Below are 15,648 nucleotides of genomic sequence, written 5' to 3' on the forward strand. Positions count from 1 at the left end.
GGGGCGGGTCAGGGGCGCTCGGGGCGCTCCTCCGGCTTCTTGTCCAGCGACGTTCCGCTGCTCGTGCCGGACCCGTTGGCCATGCTCAGTTCCTTGGTGGGGAACGCCACCGGCGGCCGCGTCGACGGCGTGCGCCGGGCCGAGCCGGTCCACGCCGGACGCGGCGGGCGCTTGACCACCGGCGCGAAGATCTCGGCCAGCTCCTCCTTGTTCAGCGTCTCCTTCTCCAGGAGCGCCAGCACCAGGTTGTCCAGGACGTCCCGGTTCTCGACGAGGATCTCCCACGCCTCGTTGTGGGCGTTCTCGATGAGCTTCTTGACCTCCTCGTCGACCAGCCCGGCGACCTCCTCGGAGTAGTCCCGCTGGTGGCCCATCTCCTTGCCGAGGAACGGCTCGGAGTGGTCGGAGCCGAACTTGATCGCGCCCAGGCGCTCGGTCATGCCGTACTGCGTGACCATGGCGCGCGCCGTGGCGGTGGCCTTCTCGATGTCGTCGCCCGCGCCGGTGGTCGGGTCGTGGAAGACGAGCTCCTCCGCGGCCCGGCCGCCCATCATGTACGCGAGCCGGTCGAGCATCTCGTTCCGCGTCGTGGAGTACTTGTCCTCGTCGGGCAGGACCATGGTGTAGCCCAGGGCCCGGCCGCGGGAGAGGATCGTGACCTTGTGCACCGGGTCGCTGTTGGGAGAGGCCGCCGCGACCAGGGCGTGGCCGCCCTCGTGGTACGCGGTGATCATCTTCTCCTTCTGGCTCATGATCCGCGTGCGCTTCTGCGGACCGGCCACGACCCGGTCGATCGCCTCGTCCAGGAACTTGTTGTCGATCAGCTTCGCGTTGCTGCGGGCGGCCAGCAGCGCCGCCTCGTTCAGCACGTTGTTCAGGTCGGCACCGGTGAAGCCCGGGGTGCGGCGCGCCACGGCCTCCAGGTCCACGTCGGGCGCGACCGGCTTGCCCTTCTGGTGGACCTTGAGGATCTCCAGGCGGCCCTGCTTGTCCGGGCGGTCCACGGCGATCTGCCGGTCGAACCGGCCCGGGCGCAGCAGCGCCGGGTCGAGGATGTCGGGACGGTTGGTCGCGGCGATCAGGATCACGCCGCCCTTGACGTCGAAGCCGTCCATCTCGACCAGCAGCTGGTTCAGCGTCTGCTCGCGCTCGTCGTGACCGCCGCCCATGCCGGCGCCGCGGTGGCGGCCGACCGCGTCGATCTCGTCCACGAACACGATCGCCGGGGCGTTGGCCTTGGCCTGCTCGAACAGGTCACGGACCCGGGAGGCACCGACACCGACGAACATCTCGACGAAGTCGGAGCCGGAGATCGAGTAGAACGGCACGCCTGCCTCGCCCGCGACCGCGCGCGCCAGCAGCGTCTTGCCGGTGCCGGGCGGGCCGTACAGCAGCACACCCTTGGGGATCTTGGCGCCGACGGCCTGGAACTTCGCGGGCTCCTGGAGGAACTCCTTGATCTCCTGGAGCTCCTCGACCGCCTCGTCCGCGCCGGCCACGTCGGCGAACGTCGTTTTCGGGGTGTCCTTGGTGATCAGCTTGGCCTTGGACTTGCCGAAGTTCATCACCCGCGAGCCGCCGCCCTGCATCTGGTTCATCAGGAACAGGAAGACGATGATGATCAGCAGGAACGGCAGGATCGACAGCAGCATCCCGACGAACGGGTTCTGCGACTTCGGTGAGACCGTGTACCCGTCGGGCAGCAGCTCGTCCTGGAACTTCGACTGCAGGGTGCTGGCGAGGTTCTCGCCCTGACCGTCGATGTAGTCGGCCTGGACCCGGTTGCTGCCCTCGATCTCGACGCCGTCCTGCAGCTCGACCTTGATGGTCTGCTCATCACCGGTGGTCAGCTCGGCGGACCTGACCTGATTGTTGTTGATCGCCTGAACGACCTCGCCGGTGTCCACACTCTTGTAGCCCTCGGAGGAGCTGAACACCTGCATCAGCAGAATCACGGCGAGGACGGCCAGCACGATCCACATCACTGGCCCACGGAAGTAGCGCTTCACGTCCATCCATACGGGGTGGCGCGGCCCCGTCCCTCCTGCCACGTAGAGGCACAGCCCCCGGTCAGGGATCTGCTGTGCGCGCGGTGTCCTGTCTCGGCCGTAATGCGCCCGGCCTGGTGTCGCTGACTCACTGCTGACCTACCGCGACGGTACCTCAGCTATGCCCCCCGGCGCTGCCGGGCGGCGGGGAGTGCTTTGGTCCTGCCCTAAGGCAACGGTAGGGCAAAGCCAGGTGTTCCCGCCCCGCCGATGAGCCCGCCGGCCGCTTAAGAGTCCCGGCCGTTGTAGACGTGCGGCGCCAGCGTGCCGACAAAGGGGAGGTTGCGGTACTTCTCGGCGTAGTCCAGGCCGTATCCGACGACGAATTCGTTGGGGATGTCGAAGCCGACCCATTCCACGTCGATATCCACCTTGGCCGCGTCCGGCTTCCGCAGCAGCGTGCACACCCGCAGTGAGGCGGGCCCGCGCGAGCCGAGGTTCGACAGCAGCCAGGACAGGGTCAGCCCGGAGTCGATGATGTCCTCGACGATGAGCACGTCCTTGCCCTGGATGTCGGTGTCCAGGTCCTTCAGGATGCGCACCACGCCGGACGACTGCGTGCCGGCGCCGTACGACGACACCGCCATCCAGTCCATGGTCACCGGTGTCGACAGGGCCCGCGCGAGGTCGGCCATCACCATCACCGCGCCCTTGAGCACGCCGACGAGCAGCAGGTCCCGCCCGGCGTACTCCTCGTCGATGGTGGCGGCCAGCTCCGCGAGCCTGGCGTCGATCTGTTCCTTCGTGATGAGCACCGACTTCAGGTCGGCGCCCAGATCTTTCTCTCGCACCCGCGCTGCTTCCTACTGGTTCGCCTGCTGGAGAACCAGTGTGCCACCCTGCCTTCTCGCCTCGACCCGCCCGGGGAGGTTCAGCGGGCGCTGGCCGCGCCAGGCGGTCACCAGCCGGTCCGTCTCCTCGATGTGGCGGGCGAACAGCGACCCCGCGGGCGCCCCCGCGGCGATGGCGGCCCGGCGCAGCACCCGGCGGCGCACGGCCGGCGGCAGGTCGCGCAGCGCGGCGATGTCCAGGGCGCCGTCCTCGCGCGTGGCCGCGCGCTGCGCCTGATCGGCCCAGGCGTCGAGCGCGTCGGCGTCGTCCCGCGACAGCCGGGCCGTCCGCGCGAGCGCCTCGACCACGCCGCGGCCCAGCGCCTTCTCCAGCACCGGCAGCGCCTCGTGGCGCACGCGGGAGCGGGTGTAGGCGCGGTCGGTGTTGTGCGGGTCGTCCCACACCGGGAGCGACTGGGCCAGGCAGGCGCGGCGGGTGCTCTGCCGGTCGATCGTCAGGAACGGGCGCCGGTAGCGGCGCGCGGCGCGGGGATCGTCCGCCGGGGTGCCCGCGGGCGGGCCGGAGACCGGCGCCATCCCGGACAGCGAGCGGATGCCGGAGCCGCGGGCCAGGCCGAGCAGCACGGTCTCCGCCTGGTCGTCGCGGGTGTGGCCGAGCAGCACGGCGGCGGCGCCCAGGCGCCGCGCGGCGTCGTCGAGCGCGGCGTACCGCGCGGTGCGGGCGGCGGCCTCGGGGCCGCCCTCGCCGCCGACGGTGACCGTGGCCACGTCGACGGGATCGAGGCCCAGCGCGGTCATGCGCTCGGCGACCTCGCGGGCGCGCGCGTCGGAGCCGTCCTGGAGGCCGTGATCGACGGTGACGCCGCCCGCCCGCACGCCGCAGCGCGGGGCCTCGAAGGCGAGGGCGGAGGCGAGGGCCATCGAATCGGCGCCGCCGGAGCAGGCCACGAGGACCAGCGGGGCGGTGGCCCCAGGAGATCCGGGAGACCCCAGAGACCCCGGAGGCCCCGCGGACGCGCGCGGTGCGGGGGGCGCGGCGGCGGAGAAACCGGGGGTGCCGGGGGAACCAGCGGAACCGGGGGAGGGGCCGCGGTGAGGGCTCGGCTCGCCAGGCGCCTCGTGGCGCCACTCATGGAGGATGTCATGCAGCGTGCGGCGGACCGCCAGGCGTATCGCCGCGACCGCGGGGTGGGGACCCATGTCCGACTCACTTCTTTCCGGGGGAGATTCCTGTCAGTGATCAGATAAGGCTGCCGGGGGAGGGAAGCCCTGCTCCCGTCACTCAGGTCACGCAGGGTGCGTAAATGGTGACAGAGGTGCGCTGTTACCCGAGCATCGCACGCCTGGCATGCCGCGACGGTCCCTCGTAAGGGTGAAATTGTCGGTGTTTGACTCCCTGGCTCCTGGCCGGAGCACCAAGATGCGCGACCCCGCGCTTATCAGGCCTTTCGGGCCGCTGTGCGCCCCGCACGCCCTTTCACGCCGGGGCGGACCCTACGCGGAGGCCGGTTTCACCCGCGCGACCCACTGCTCCGGTGAGGCGATCTCCTCTTTGGTGGGCAGCGTGTTGGGGGACGTCCACACCTTGTTGAAACCGTCCATGCCGGCCCGCGCGACCACCTCCCGCACGAACCGCTCGCCCTCCCGGTACTGCCGCAGCTTGGCGTCGAGCCCCAGCAGCCGTCGCAGCGCGCGGTCGAGCCGCCCCGCGCCCGTCTGGCGGCGCCTGGTGAACTTCTCCCTGATCTCCGCCACTGTCGGCACGACGTCCGGCCCGACCCCGTCCATCACGTAGTCGGCGTGCCCCTCCAGCAGCGACATCACGGCCGTCATCCGGTCGAGGATCTCCCGCTGCCGCGGCGTCTGCACCAGGTCCACGATGCCCCGGCCGCCCTCGCCCTCCCCGGCGCCCTCCGGCGAGCCGCCGCGCCCGCCCACCGCCTGGGCGGCCTGCCGCAGCCGCTCGACCAGCGTGGCCGGATCGACGTCCGCCTCGTTCAGGAACGCCTGGATCTCGCCCTCCAGGTGGTCCCGCAGCCAGGAGACCGCCGAGAACTGGGTGCGGTGCGTCTCCTCGTGCAGGCAGACCCACAGCCGGAAGTCATGCGGATCGACGTCCAGCTCGCGCTCGACGTGCACGATGTTCGGCGCCACCAGCAGCAGCCTGCCGCCGCCGCGCTGCCCCTCGGGCACCGGCATCCCGGGCGCGGCGGGGGCGAACGTCTCGTACTGCCCGAGCACCCGCGAGGACAGGAACGCCAGCAGCATGCCCACTTCGACGCCCGTGACCTTGCTGCCCACCACGCCCATGGCGGCGCCCCCGGGCACCCCGGCGCGGCGTTCGCGGACCCGGTCCATGAACGGCTGGAGCACCTGCCGGAAGCCCGCCACGTTGGCGCGGACCCAGCCGGGCCGGTCCACGACCAGCACCGGAGTGTCGGCCGTGCCCGTGTCCATGCCCGTGAACGCCCGCACGTGCTGCTCCGAGGTCCGGGCGTGACGCCGCAGCTCGGCCACGACCGCACGGGCCTCGTCCCGGCTCACCTCGGGCCCGGGCCGGGCGATGCGGGTCGCCGTGGCGACGGCGAGGTTCCAGTCCACCAGGTCCGGTGCGCCGAGACTCGTCATGCGTCAACGGTACGGCGGGACCGGGCTCAGCGACAGGCGCAGGTAGCCAGTGCGGTGGCGGCCGCGTCCAGCGCCGCCTCCGCGCCCGCCGGATCGGTGGTGTCCCCGGCGAGGAAGGCGAACGCCAGCAGGCGGCCGCCGGGGGTCACCGCCGTGCCCGCCAGGCTGTTCACGCCGGTCAGGGTGCCGGTCTTGGCGCGCACCAGGCCGGCGCCGCCGTCGTCCGCGGAGTAGCGGCTGCTGAGGGTGCCGGTGAAGCCGGCGACCGGCAGGCCGGTCAGGGCGGGGCGCAGCTCGGGGCGGTCCGGGCTGGCGGCGGCCGTCAGCAGGTTCGCCAGCAGCGCGGCCGTCACCCGTCCGTCGCGGTCCAGGCCGCTGCCGTCCGCGAGGGAGACCCCCGCCAGCGGCAGGCCGAGCTCCTCGAGCACGCCGGTGGCGGCGCGGGCCGCGCCGCGGAAGTCGGCGCGGTGGCCGGTGGCCAGCGCGGTGTGGCGGGACAACGCCTCGGCCAGGTCGTTGTCGCTGTGGGTGAGCATACGCTCGACCAGGACGGAGACCGTGGCCGAGTGGTGGCGGGCGAGCGGGACGGCGTCCTCGGGCGCGGCGCCGTGGCCGGGCTCGCCGCCCCGGACCCGCAGGCCCGCGTCGGCCAGGTGGGCGGCGAACCGCTCGGCGGCGGCCGGGGCGGGGTCCCCGGCGCGGGGGGCGGGGCCGTGGCTGCTGTCGTCCAGGCGCCCGGCGTTGACCTGGAGCGGGGTGATCAGGGCGATGTTCTCGTTCACGCCGATCGGGTGACGCTGCGTGGGGTACAGCGAGTCGTCGTAGCCGACGCGGACGGACTCGACGCCCTCCTCGGCGAGGGCGTCAGCGGTGCGCTCGGCGAGCCGGGCCAGGTCGTCGTCGGTCAGCGTCGGGTCGCCGCCGCCGATGAGCGTCACGCGGCCCGCCCCGGCGTCCCACACGGCGGTGGTGGTCAGACGGTGGCCGCCGCCGAGGGTGTGGAGCGCGGCAGCGGCGGTGACGATCTTGACGGTGGAGGCGGGCGCCATGCCCGTGCGCGCGTCCTGGCTGAAGACCGTCTCGCCGGTGGCGACGTCCACGACGGCCGCCGCCGCGCCGCCCGGGCCGAGCGCGGGGTCCGCCAGCGGGGCGCCGAGCGCGCGCCGCAGCGCGGCCGGAGCGGGCGCGGCGCCCTCCGCCTCGAGGGGGGCGAGTACCCGGGCGGCGGTCGCGGCGCCCGCGACCTCCTCCTCGGCGAAGCCGGCCGCGCCGGCGCCGGGCGTGGCGTCCGCCGCGCGGTCCCGCTCGGCGGCGCGCTGGCCCCCGTCCCACGGGCCGGCGGCGGCGACGATCCCGGCGGTCAGTGCCAGGCCGGCGGCGGCGGCGACGGTGGCCAGGCGGACCACCGGGTGCGACGTCCGCGTCCTTCGCGCCAGTGCCCGCAGCGCGTCCACGACCAGCCCCTTTCGCCAGCGGAAGCCTCCGTGAGGGACACTTAACCACCTGTCGCGTGCACAGAACGGTTAAGGAGTGCCCTGAAGTGGAGTTCGACGTCACCATCGAGATTCCGAAGGGTTCGCGGAACAAGTACGAGGTGGACCACAAGACCGGCCGGATCCGGCTGGACCGCCACCTGTTCACCTCGACGGTGTACCCGGCTGACTACGGCTTCGTGGAGGGCACCCTCGGGGAGGACGGCGACCCCCTGGACGCGCTGGTGCTGCTGGAGGAGCCGACGTTCCCCGGCTGCGTCATCGCCTGCCGCGCCATCGGCATGTTCCGGATGACGGACGAGGCGGGCGGCGATGACAAGCTGCTGTGCGTGCCCGCGTCCGACCCCCGCATGGAGCACCTGCGGGACATCCACCACGTCAGCGAGTTCGACCGGCTGGAGATCCAGCACTTCTTCGAGGTCTACAAGGACCTGGAGCCCGGCAAGTCCGTCGAGGGCGCCGACTGGGTCGGCCGCGCCGAGGCCGAGGCCGAGATCGAGGCGTCGTTCAAGCGGGCCGCCGAGGCCGACAAGCAGCACTGACGCCCGCCGGGCCGTGCACCGGGGCCCGTGCCCGGTCACGGCCCCGCGCGTGACCCGGACGGACGAGCCGGTGTGCGACCATGACGGGCAGAGCCCGACCGGCTCCTGGACGAGGTGCGCCGTACCCAGCCCACGACAAGACGGCGCGGGGAGACTCACTGCAATGGCGTGGATCGTTCTCGTCGTCTCCGGAGCCCTCGAAGCGGTCTGGGCGACCGCGCTGGGCAAGTCCCAGGGCTTCACCCGGCCGCTGCCGACGGTGGTGTTCGCCGCCGGGCTCCTCGCCAGCATGGCCGGGCTGGCGTACGCCCTGCGGTCGGTCCCGGTGGGGACCGGCTACGCCGTGTGGGTAGGCATCGGCGCCGCCCTGACGGCCGGGTACGCGATGGCCTTCGAGGGTGAGCCCGTCTCCGCCCTGAAGATCGTTTTCCTCGCCGGCATCGTCGGCTGCGTGGCCGGCCTCAAGCTCGTCCACTGACGCGGCCGCCCGCCGCCCGGCGCGGTCAGCGGGCGGCGCGGAAGAAGTCGAAGCCGTCGCTGCTGCGCGGCTTCGGCGCGACGACCGGGCGCGCCTGCTCACGCTCGCGCTGCCGCGCCGCGCTGCGGGAGAGCCGGGACAGCGCCTCGTACGCCTGGAGGTACGTCAGCGGCGTCGGTGCGCCGCCCGCCGTGCGGTGGTCGGTGGCCTGGGCGGGCAGCGCCTTGGCCGGCTGGGCCGCCTCCAGGGCGAGCTGCCGCCGCCCCTCCAGCGCCTTGGCGCGCTCGCTCTCGGCGGTGGCGTAACGGCGCAGCAGGGCGGCGTGCTCGGTGCGCAGCCGGGCCAGCTCGGCGCGCTTGCTTCGGACCTTGGCCTCCAGCTCCCCGACGCGCTGCCTGGCCTCCTCCAGCTCGGCCTGGCGCTCCTCCAGGCGCCAGGACAGCCCGGCCTTCGCGGCGCGCTCGCGGGCGACGTCCAGGCCCGCGCGCAGGTCCCAGCGGCGGAGCACCACGGAGACCGTCACGGCGGCGAGCGCCGCGCCCGCCGCCAGCAGGCGCAGCACGAGGGGCTCTCCCGTCGTCCACGCGGCGGCGGCGCAGGCCGCGGCGGCGGTAGCGGACCACAGGGGGATGTGCACCCGGTGCAGCGCCGAGTTGCGGTGGCGTCCTCGTGCCATGGCTGAAACTTACCGTGGCGCCAGGGCAGCGGGGGAGTGCGCGATACAGATGGTGATCTGGGCGTGACGCGTCAGCCCAGCAGGCCGTGCTCCTCGAGGTACTCGGCGGCCACGTCCCGCGCCTTGCGGCGTTCGAGGTCGACCTGCCGGTTCAGCTCGATGAGGTCGTCCGTGGTGAGGGTCTGCGTCAGCTCGTCGAGGGCCTGGGCGATCTCGGGGTCACCGGCGGACTCGGTGTTGACGACGGGCAGCAGGTTGTCGGCCTGCTGGAGGTTCCTGTCGTCCTCCAGCAGCACGAGGTCGTACTCCTCCAGCGTGGCGTCCGTGGTGGTGACCAGCACCATCTCGTCCTCGCCGTTCTGCACGGCCCGTTTGGCGTTCACCGTGCCGACGCCCAGGGGGTCCACGCCGTCGATCTCGATGCCGTAGGTCTCCTCCAGGCCAGGCTGGCAGAACGGCCGCTCGGGGCAGTCGTCGCCCGCCGCCAGGGTGACGGACAGGCCCGACGCGCCGAGATCGGAGAGGGTGCTCAGGTCGTGCTCGGCGGCGAAGTCCTCGTGGACGGCGAAGGCGTTCTGGTCGACGGCCTCGCCCGGGTCCAGGACGGTCAGGCCGCGCGGCTCGGCCAGGTCGCGGAGCGCGGCGACGGTGTCGTCCACGTCGGCGGAGGCGACGCCGGGCGCCTCGGTGCCGTTGACCTGGTCGTTGAGGAACTCGGCCAGCGTGGCGGCGTACTCGGGGACGACGTCGATCCGGCCCCGCTCCAGCTCCGGCTCGTACAGTTCGCGGCTCTCCAGCGTCTCGATGGAAGTGTCGTAGCCGCGGTCGCGCAGCAGCTGCGCGTACAGCTCGGCCATGATGCGGGCCTCGGTGAAGTCCGCCCCGCCGACGGTCAGCGAGCGGCCGCCGTCCTCCCCGCCGGAGCCGCCGGAGCCGCCCCCGTCCCGCTCCTCCAGGCTCTCGCCGCCGCAGGCGGTCAGTATCAGCGCGGTGGCGGCCCCGGCGGCGGCCGCCGCGGTTATCTTCCTGGCGTTCCTGGCGGTCACAACTGGCTCCCCTCAGACGTCAGGCGGATCAGGCCGGACTGGTGACCGACTCCACCCTCTCAGCGGACGGCGGCTTCCGCGACCGGTTTGCGGATCCCGCCGCCGGGTGGCGGGCCCGGCGCATCGGGTCCGCCAGCCGCTCGGCGAGCACGAGGACGGCCTCGACCAGCAGCGCCAGGACGGCGACCAGCACAGCCCCGGCCACGACCTGCGGCGTGCGGTTGGTGGCGAAGCCCGCCGTGATGATCCGGCCCAGCCCTCCGCCGCCCGGCAGCGCCGCCAGCGTGGCGGTCGCGACGATCTGCACCGCCGCCGTGCGGACGCCCGTCATCAGCATCGGGAAGGCCAGCGGTGCCTCCACCCGCGCCAGCAGCTGCCACCGCGACATGCCCATGCCGCGGGCGGCCGCCACCACGTCCCGGTCGGCCTCGGCGATCCCGGTGTAGGCGTTGGTCAGCAGCGGCGGCACGGCGAACAGCACGAGCGCCACGATCACCGGCACGTCGCCGTGACTGCCCAGCGGGCCCATGCTGAGCACGACCAGCACGGCGAACGTCGGCACCGCGCGCCCCGCGTTGGACAGGTTCACGGCCAGCGCCGCCCGCCAGCGCCGCCCGCCGCCGTGGCCCAGCCACAGCGCCAGCGGCAGCGCGATCGCGCACGCCAGCAGCAGGGAGACGGCGGTCAGGTACAGGTGCTCGCCGGCGCGGTGCCACACCCCGCCCGGGCCCGACCAGTGCGCGGCGGTCGTCAGCCAGGTCCAGCTCTCGCCGATCACCTCAAGGTCCACCTCAGGCGCTCCTTCCCGCGCCGCGCGTCCAGGGGGTGAGCAGCCGCTGCGCGCCCAGCAGCAGCAGATCGGCGGCGACGGCCAGCGCCACGCACAGCACGGAGGCGGTCAGCACCTCCGCTTTGAAGTAGGTGTCCATGCCGCTGTAGATGAGGTTGCCCAGGCCGCCGTGGCCGACGATCGCACCGACCGTGGTGAGCGAGACGGCGGAGACGGTGGCGATGCGCACCCCGGCCATCAGCGCGGGCAGCGCCAGCGGCAGCTCGACGCCGAACAGCAGCCGCAGCCGGCCGTAGCCCATGCCGAGCGCGGCCTCCCGTGCCTCGGCGGGCACGGCGCGCAGCCCGGTGAGCGTGTTCCGCACCAGGATGGTCAGCGAGTAGAGCACCAGGCCGCAGACGACCACCGAGGCCGAGATGCCGAACCACGGCAGCAGCAGGGCGTACATCGCCAGGCTGGGGATCGTGTAGAGGATGGTGGTCAGCGACAGGATGCCGCCGGCCGCGAGCCGCCAGCGGCGCGCCAGCAGGGCCAGCGGGAACGACACGACGACGGCGAGCGCGACCGCCGTCACGGTGATGGCCACGTGCTCGATGGTGGCGTCGACGAGTTCGCCGGACCGGGAGCGGAGGTATTCGCCGCAGATCCACTCGTTGGCCGTCAGACAGTTGCTCGGAGCAGCGTCCACCGGGACGAGCCTAGACCCGTCCCGGCGGCCGGCCGAGGCGAAAACGCGCCCTATCCGGAAAGGTCCGCCAGCGCGACCTCCACGGCGCGGTGGAAGGTCGGGTACGCGTAGATCATGTGGGCCAGGGTGGAGACCGGGACCTCGGCCTGGACGGCGACGGCGAGGCCGTAGAGGATCTCGCCGCCGGCGGGGCCCGCCGAGGTCGCGCCGACCAGGACGTTCCGCTCGGCGTCGACGACGAGCTTGATGAAGCCCTGGTTGCCCGCCTTGTGGATCCAGCCGCGCGACGACGACGGCAGCTGGGCGGTGCCGGTGCGGACGTTGATGCCGCGTTCCCGCGCCTGCGCCTCGGTCAGCCCGGCAGCGCCGATCTCCGGGTCGGTGAACGTCACGCGCGGCAGCGCCCGGTAGTCCGCCTCGGGCCCGCCCTGGCCGAGGATGTCGCGGACCGCGATCTCCGCCTGGTACATGGCGACGTGGGTGAACATGCCCTTGCCCGTCACGTCGCCGACCGCCCACAGGCCGGGCACGACGCGCATCCTGCCGTCCACCGCGATGGCCCGGGCGTTCGGGTCCAGCCCGGCGCTCTCCACGCCGAGGCCCGCCAGCCGGGCGCGGCGCCCGGTGGCGACGAGCAGGCGTTCGGCGGACAGCGTGCTGCCGTCGGCGAGGGTGAGGGTGAACGTGCCGCCGTCGGGATCGCCGTCGTGCGAGACGCGCGTGGCCCGGGCGCCGGCCCGCACGGTGACGCCCTCGTCGCTGAGCACCTGTTCGATCAGCTCGCCGGACTCCGGCTCCTCGTGGGGCAGCAGCCGGTGCCCGGCCTCCACGACCGTGACCTCGGAGCCGAAGCGGGCGAAGACCTGCGCCATTTCCAGGCCGATGGGGCCGCCGCCGAGCACGAGCAGGGAGCGCGGCGGCTCGGTGGCGGCCACGGCCTGCCGGTTGGTCCAGTACGGCACGGCGTCCAGGCCGGGGACCGGCGGCTCCTGCGGCGTGCTGCCGGTGGCGAGGACGATGCCGCGGCGGGCACTGATCCGCTGCTCGTCCTGGTCGCTTCCGCCGGCGGGCGTGACCGTGACGCGGCCGGGGCCGGTGAGCCGGGCGTGGCCGCGCAGCACGCGGCAGCCCTTGCTCGTCAGGCGGTCCGCGGCGACCTGGTCGTTCCAGTCATCGGTGGCCTCCTGCCGGATGCGGCCGGCCACCGCGGCGAACGAGGGGCGGACGTCCGCCTCGCCCGCCAGGCCGGGGATCCGCCGGGCCTCGGCCACCAGGCCGGCGGCGCGGACCATCATCTTCGTCGGCACGCACGCCCAGTAGGGACACTCGCCACCGACGAGTTCGGCCTCGACGGCCACGACGTCGAGTCCCTCCTCGGCCAGCCTGCCCGCGAGATGTTCGCCGGCCACGCCCACGCCCACGACCACCACGTCGGCTTTGGTCTCCGCCATCGTCACCCGCCCTTGTGTCTCGGCCACCTGACGGCCTCGCGCCGCCACGGCACCACCGTAGGGCTCTGTGAGCGTTCTCGCCCGGTTTTGCTCGCAGACTGACAGACTGGTTCCATGCTGCGCTTCGAACGAGTTTCCAAGCGGTACCCCAACGGCACGCTCGCCGTGGATGACCTGAACCTCGAGGTGAAGCGCGGCGAACTCGTCACCCTGGTCGGCCCGTCCGGCTGCGGCAAGACCACCACCATGAAGATGGTCAACCGCCTTGAGGAGCCCACGACGGGCCGCATCCTCCTCGACGGGCAGGACATCGCCGAGGCCGACCCCGTCGAACTGCGCCGCCGCATCGGCTATGTCATCCAGCAGGTCGGCCTCTTCCCGCACCGCACCGTGCTGCAGAACACCGCGACCGTGCCGCACCTGCTCGGCTGGGGCAAGGCCAGGGCGCGGGCCCGCGCCGCCGAGCTGCTGGAGCTGGTCGGGCTCGACCCGGCCGTCTACGGCGACCGCTACCCGGACCAGCTCTCGGGCGGGCAGCGGCAGCGGGTCGGCGTGGCCCGGGCCCTGGCGGCGGACCCGCCGGTGCTGCTGATGGACGAGCCGTTCGGCGCCGTGGACCCCGTGGTCCGGGAGCGGCTGCAGAACGAGTTCCTGCGGCTGATGGCCGAGGTGCGCAAGACGGTGCTGTTCGTCACCCACGACATCGAGGAGGCGGTCCGGCTCGGCGACCGGATCGCGGTGTTCGGCGCGGGGCGGGTCGAGCAGTTCGACACGCCCGCCGCCGTGCTCGGGGCGCCCGCCAGCGAGTACGTCGCCTCGTTCGTCGGCAGTGACCGGGGCCTGAAGCGGCTGTCAGTCACGCCCGTGGAGGAGGGCGACCTGGAGCAGCCGCCGGTGGTGCGGCTGTCCGACCCGATGGACCGGGCGGCGGAGCGGATGCGGCGCGACGACGTGCGCTGGGCCGTTGTCCTCGGCGACGACGGCACGCTGCACGGCTGGGTGCCCGTAACCGGGGCGGCGCGCGGCGGCGGGACCGTCGCCGACCACGCCCGCCGCATGGAGGCGTGGCTGCCGCTGGGCGCGCCGCTGAAGCAGGCGTTCAGCACGATGCTCCAGTACGACGCCGGCTGGATCGCGGTGCTGGACGACCAGGACCGGTTCCTGGGCGTGCTCACGCCCGCCAGCCTGCACGAGGCGCTGCGCCGCTCCATCGGCGCCGACCAGCGCGACGTGGCGCGCGCGGAGGTGGAGCTGGAGACCGTCAGCGGTCCCCGGGCGTCCTAGACGGAGGACCCGGCCGGGCCGTCGCCGCCGTTCTCGTCGTCGTCGGGCAGCCGGCACACCCGCTCCAGGAACAGCCCCGCGATCACCACCGCGATGCCCGCCACCACCGCGCAGCCGGCGTAGACCGCCTGGTCGCGCCGGTTCGGCACGTCGAGCCGCTCCAGCACCAGCCACAGCCCGAACCCGCCGTACATCCCCGCCGCCAGCGCCGACACCAGCGCGCTGGCCTGCCCGAACACCACGGCACGCGCCGCCATCATCCGGTCCACCGGCCGGGCGTCGGGCCGCCGCTCCCGCTGCGCCCGCAGCCGGGAGCGCAGCGACAGGGCGGTCGCGAACAGCACCACCGCGATCAGCGCCAGCACCACCGGCGCCAGCAGCGGCACGCTGGGCGTGGTGTTGCCCAGCCGGTCCCACGTGTCGGCGCCCGCCCACGACAGCGCGACCGCCGCCGCGAACAGGGCCGCGAGCGTGCCGATACGCAGTTGGTTCACCGCCGCGCAACCCTCATCGTTCGTGGTCGGACATGATCGGACGGGTGCGTGACCGCCCCGGGCGGCCGCCCGCGCTCACTCGGGCAGGACGAGCGCGAGGTCATCCCGGCGCACGACCCCCTGCCCGGCCAGCGAGGGCAGCAGGTCGGCCACAGGGCCCCGCCCGGGCACCTCGGCACCCGGATCGACATCGTGCCACGGCACCAGGACGAACGCCCGTTCGTGTGCCCGGGGGTGCGGGAGCGTCAGCGACGGGTCGTCGGAGACCACGCCCTGGTAGGCGACGATGTCCACGTCGATCGTGCGCGGGCCGTAGCGGCTGTCGCGCACCCGGTGGAACGCCTCCTCGATGGCGTGCGCCCGCTCCAGCAGGGATCCGGGCGGCAGCGTCGTCTTCACCAGGACGACGGCGTTGAAGTACGTCGGCTGGCTGCCGGGCTCCACGCCCCAGGGCTCGGTCTCGTACACGGGCGAGACGGCCTTCACGCGCACGCCCGGCGTCTCCTCCAGGGCGTCGATGGCGCCCTGGAGCGTCTCCAGGCGGTTCCCCAGGTTGCTGCCCAGCGAGAGCACCGCCCGTTTGGGGTTGTGCAGCGTGGAGTCGGCCGCGTCCACCTGCTGGACGACGGAGACCGGCACCGGCTGCACGGTCGGGTCGGGGGCGGCCTTCTGGTGGGGCGTGCGGGGGGCGTTCGCAGCGTCGGCGGGGTTGGCAGGGCTGGTGGAATTGCTCGGCGTCATGCGCGGCTCCGCTTGATGGTGATGGACACGTCGTCGAAGGGAACGGCGATCGGGGCCTGCGGCTTGTGCACCGTCACCTCAACCTCACGCACCGGCTCGTAGGCCAGGCAGCGGTCGGCGATGCGCTGTGCCAGGGTTTCCAGCAGCTCGCACGGCTCGCCCGTGACGATGGCCGCGATGTCTTCGGCCACCACCCCGTAGTGCGCGGTCTTCGTCAGGTCGTCCGCCGCCGCGGCGTGACTCGTATCGAGGCCCAGGTCCACGTCGACGACGAAGATCTGGCCCTCGGCACGTTCGTGCGGGAGCACGCCATGGAAGCCCCGGGCGCGCAGCCCGCGCAGCCTGATGCGGTCCACGGTGCGTCCTCCCTCTTCCTCTTCCGGTGAGCTCACTCGGTCCGGCTGGTTCGCGGCAGGCAATCGAATCTACCTGCGACGGGTGATCGCCTTTGTCAGCGCCGCCTACCCGCGTGGTGTTCCCCGTACGCCGGTTTCCGCT

The 15,648-nt window shown here is 73.3% G+C and carries 16 protein-coding genes and 1 riboswitch; of the genes, 3 read left to right on the forward strand and 13 right to left on the reverse strand.

The genetic code is table 11. The features are described 5' to 3' along the window. Nucleotides 1-8: 8 nt before the first annotated feature. The 5 genes from ftsH to dacB all read right to left on the reverse strand — a co-directional run bounded on the left by ftsH (nt 9) and on the right by dacB (nt 6,921). Nucleotides 9-2,015 (reverse strand): ATP-dependent zinc metalloprotease FtsH, encoded by a 2,007-nt coding sequence (gene ftsH, locus JK356_RS18170; protein ID WP_201869571.1) that lies wholly within the window; start codon nt 2,013-2,015, stop codon nt 9-11. A 260-nt stretch (nt 2,016-2,275) separates the two neighbouring features. Then, nucleotides 2,276-2,839 carry a hypoxanthine phosphoribosyltransferase gene (hpt, locus tag JK356_RS18175; RefSeq protein ID WP_201869572.1) on the reverse strand — a complete coding sequence of 188 codons (564 nt, stop codon included), beginning with the start codon at nt 2,837-2,839 and terminating at the stop codon, nt 2,276-2,278. A 12-nt stretch (nt 2,840-2,851) separates the two neighbouring features. Continuing rightward, entirely contained in the window at nt 2,852-4,039 is a 1,188-nt protein-coding gene (gene tilS / locus JK356_RS18180; RefSeq protein WP_201869580.1) for a tRNA lysidine(34) synthetase TilS, read from the reverse strand. 294 nt (nt 4,040-4,333) lie between these two features. After that, nucleotides 4,334-5,467 (reverse strand): zinc-dependent metalloprotease, encoded by a 1,134-nt coding sequence (locus tag JK356_RS18185; RefSeq protein ID WP_201869582.1) that lies wholly within the window; start codon nt 5,465-5,467, stop codon nt 4,334-4,336. Between the two features lie 26 nt (nt 5,468-5,493). Then, nucleotides 5,494-6,921 carry a D-alanyl-D-alanine carboxypeptidase/D-alanyl-D-alanine-endopeptidase gene (gene dacB / locus JK356_RS18190; RefSeq protein ID WP_307815709.1) on the reverse strand — a complete coding sequence of 476 codons (1,428 nt, stop codon included), beginning with the start codon at nt 6,919-6,921 and terminating at the stop codon, nt 5,494-5,496. Between the two features lie 86 nt (nt 6,922-7,007). Here dacB and JK356_RS18195 point away from each other — a divergent pair, with 86 nt between their 5' ends. Both JK356_RS18195 and JK356_RS18200 read left to right on the forward strand, forming a co-directional pair. Further along, the gene (locus JK356_RS18195; RefSeq protein WP_201869583.1) at nt 7,008-7,502 is read left to right on the forward strand and encodes an inorganic diphosphatase; all 495 of its coding nucleotides are present in this window, start codon (nt 7,008-7,010) and stop codon (nt 7,500-7,502) included. 87 nt (nt 7,503-7,589) lie between these two features. Further along, a riboswitch (guanidine-III (ykkC-III) riboswitch) is annotated at nt 7,590-7,652 on the forward strand. A 13-nt stretch (nt 7,653-7,665) separates the two neighbouring features. Then, on the forward strand, nt 7,666-7,980 hold the full coding sequence (locus tag JK356_RS18200; RefSeq protein WP_201869584.1) for a multidrug efflux SMR transporter: 315 nt from the start codon (nt 7,666-7,668) through the stop codon (nt 7,978-7,980). A 25-nt stretch (nt 7,981-8,005) separates the two neighbouring features. Here the strand turns inward: JK356_RS18200 and JK356_RS18205 are convergent, their stop codons facing one another. From JK356_RS18205 to JK356_RS18225, 5 genes are all read right to left on the reverse strand, one after another. Further along, nucleotides 8,006-8,656, reverse strand: coding sequence for a hypothetical protein (locus tag JK356_RS18205; protein WP_201869585.1), 651 nt, complete (start codon nt 8,654-8,656; stop codon nt 8,006-8,008). A gap of 71 nt (nt 8,657-8,727) precedes the next feature. Next, the gene (locus tag JK356_RS18210) at nt 8,728-9,702 is read right to left on the reverse strand and encodes an ABC transporter substrate-binding protein (protein ID WP_201869586.1); all 975 of its coding nucleotides are present in this window, start codon (nt 9,700-9,702) and stop codon (nt 8,728-8,730) included. Nucleotides 9,703-9,730: 28 nt separating this feature from the next. Beyond that, entirely contained in the window at nt 9,731-10,492 is a 762-nt protein-coding gene (locus JK356_RS18215; RefSeq protein WP_201869587.1) for an ABC transporter permease, read from the reverse strand. A 1-nt stretch (nt 10,493) separates the two neighbouring features. Beyond that, a complete protein-coding gene (locus JK356_RS18220) occupies nt 10,494-11,180 on the reverse strand; it encodes an ABC transporter permease (protein ID WP_201869588.1) in 687 nt (228 codons plus the stop codon). 50 nt (nt 11,181-11,230) lie between these two features. Continuing rightward, nucleotides 11,231-12,631, reverse strand: a complete 1,401-nt coding sequence (locus tag JK356_RS18225) for an NAD(P)/FAD-dependent oxidoreductase (RefSeq protein ID WP_201869590.1) — start codon at nt 12,629-12,631, stop codon at nt 11,231-11,233. 114 nt (nt 12,632-12,745) lie between these two features. On the opposite strand from JK356_RS18225, the gene JK356_RS18230 reads away from it, so the two are divergent. Beyond that, on the forward strand, nt 12,746-13,915 hold the full coding sequence (locus tag JK356_RS18230) for an ABC transporter ATP-binding protein (protein WP_201869592.1): 1,170 nt from the start codon (nt 12,746-12,748) through the stop codon (nt 13,913-13,915). Here JK356_RS18230 and JK356_RS18235 read toward each other — a convergent pair. The 3 genes from JK356_RS18235 to folB all read right to left on the reverse strand — a co-directional run bounded on the left by JK356_RS18235 (nt 13,912) and on the right by folB (nt 15,506). After that, entirely contained in the window at nt 13,912-14,409 is a 498-nt protein-coding gene (locus tag JK356_RS18235) for a DUF3180 domain-containing protein (protein ID WP_201869594.1), read from the reverse strand. The two genes, JK356_RS18230 and JK356_RS18235, sit on opposite strands and share 4 nt — an antisense overlap. Nucleotides 14,410-14,484: 75 nt before the next feature. Then, nucleotides 14,485-15,150 (reverse strand): 2-amino-4-hydroxy-6-hydroxymethyldihydropteridine diphosphokinase, encoded by a 666-nt coding sequence (folK, locus tag JK356_RS18240; RefSeq protein ID WP_201869596.1) that lies wholly within the window; start codon nt 15,148-15,150, stop codon nt 14,485-14,487. After that, on the reverse strand, nt 15,147-15,506 hold the full coding sequence (gene folB, locus JK356_RS18245) for a dihydroneopterin aldolase (protein ID WP_201869597.1): 360 nt from the start codon (nt 15,504-15,506) through the stop codon (nt 15,147-15,149). Before folB ends, folK begins: the two co-directional genes overlap by 4 nt. Nucleotides 15,507-15,648: the final 142 nt, after the last annotated feature.

It is taken from the genome of Streptomyces sp. 7-21 (assembly GCF_016741785.1).
Taxonomy (GTDB): domain Bacteria; phylum Actinomycetota; class Actinomycetes; order Streptomycetales; family Streptomycetaceae; genus Streptomyces.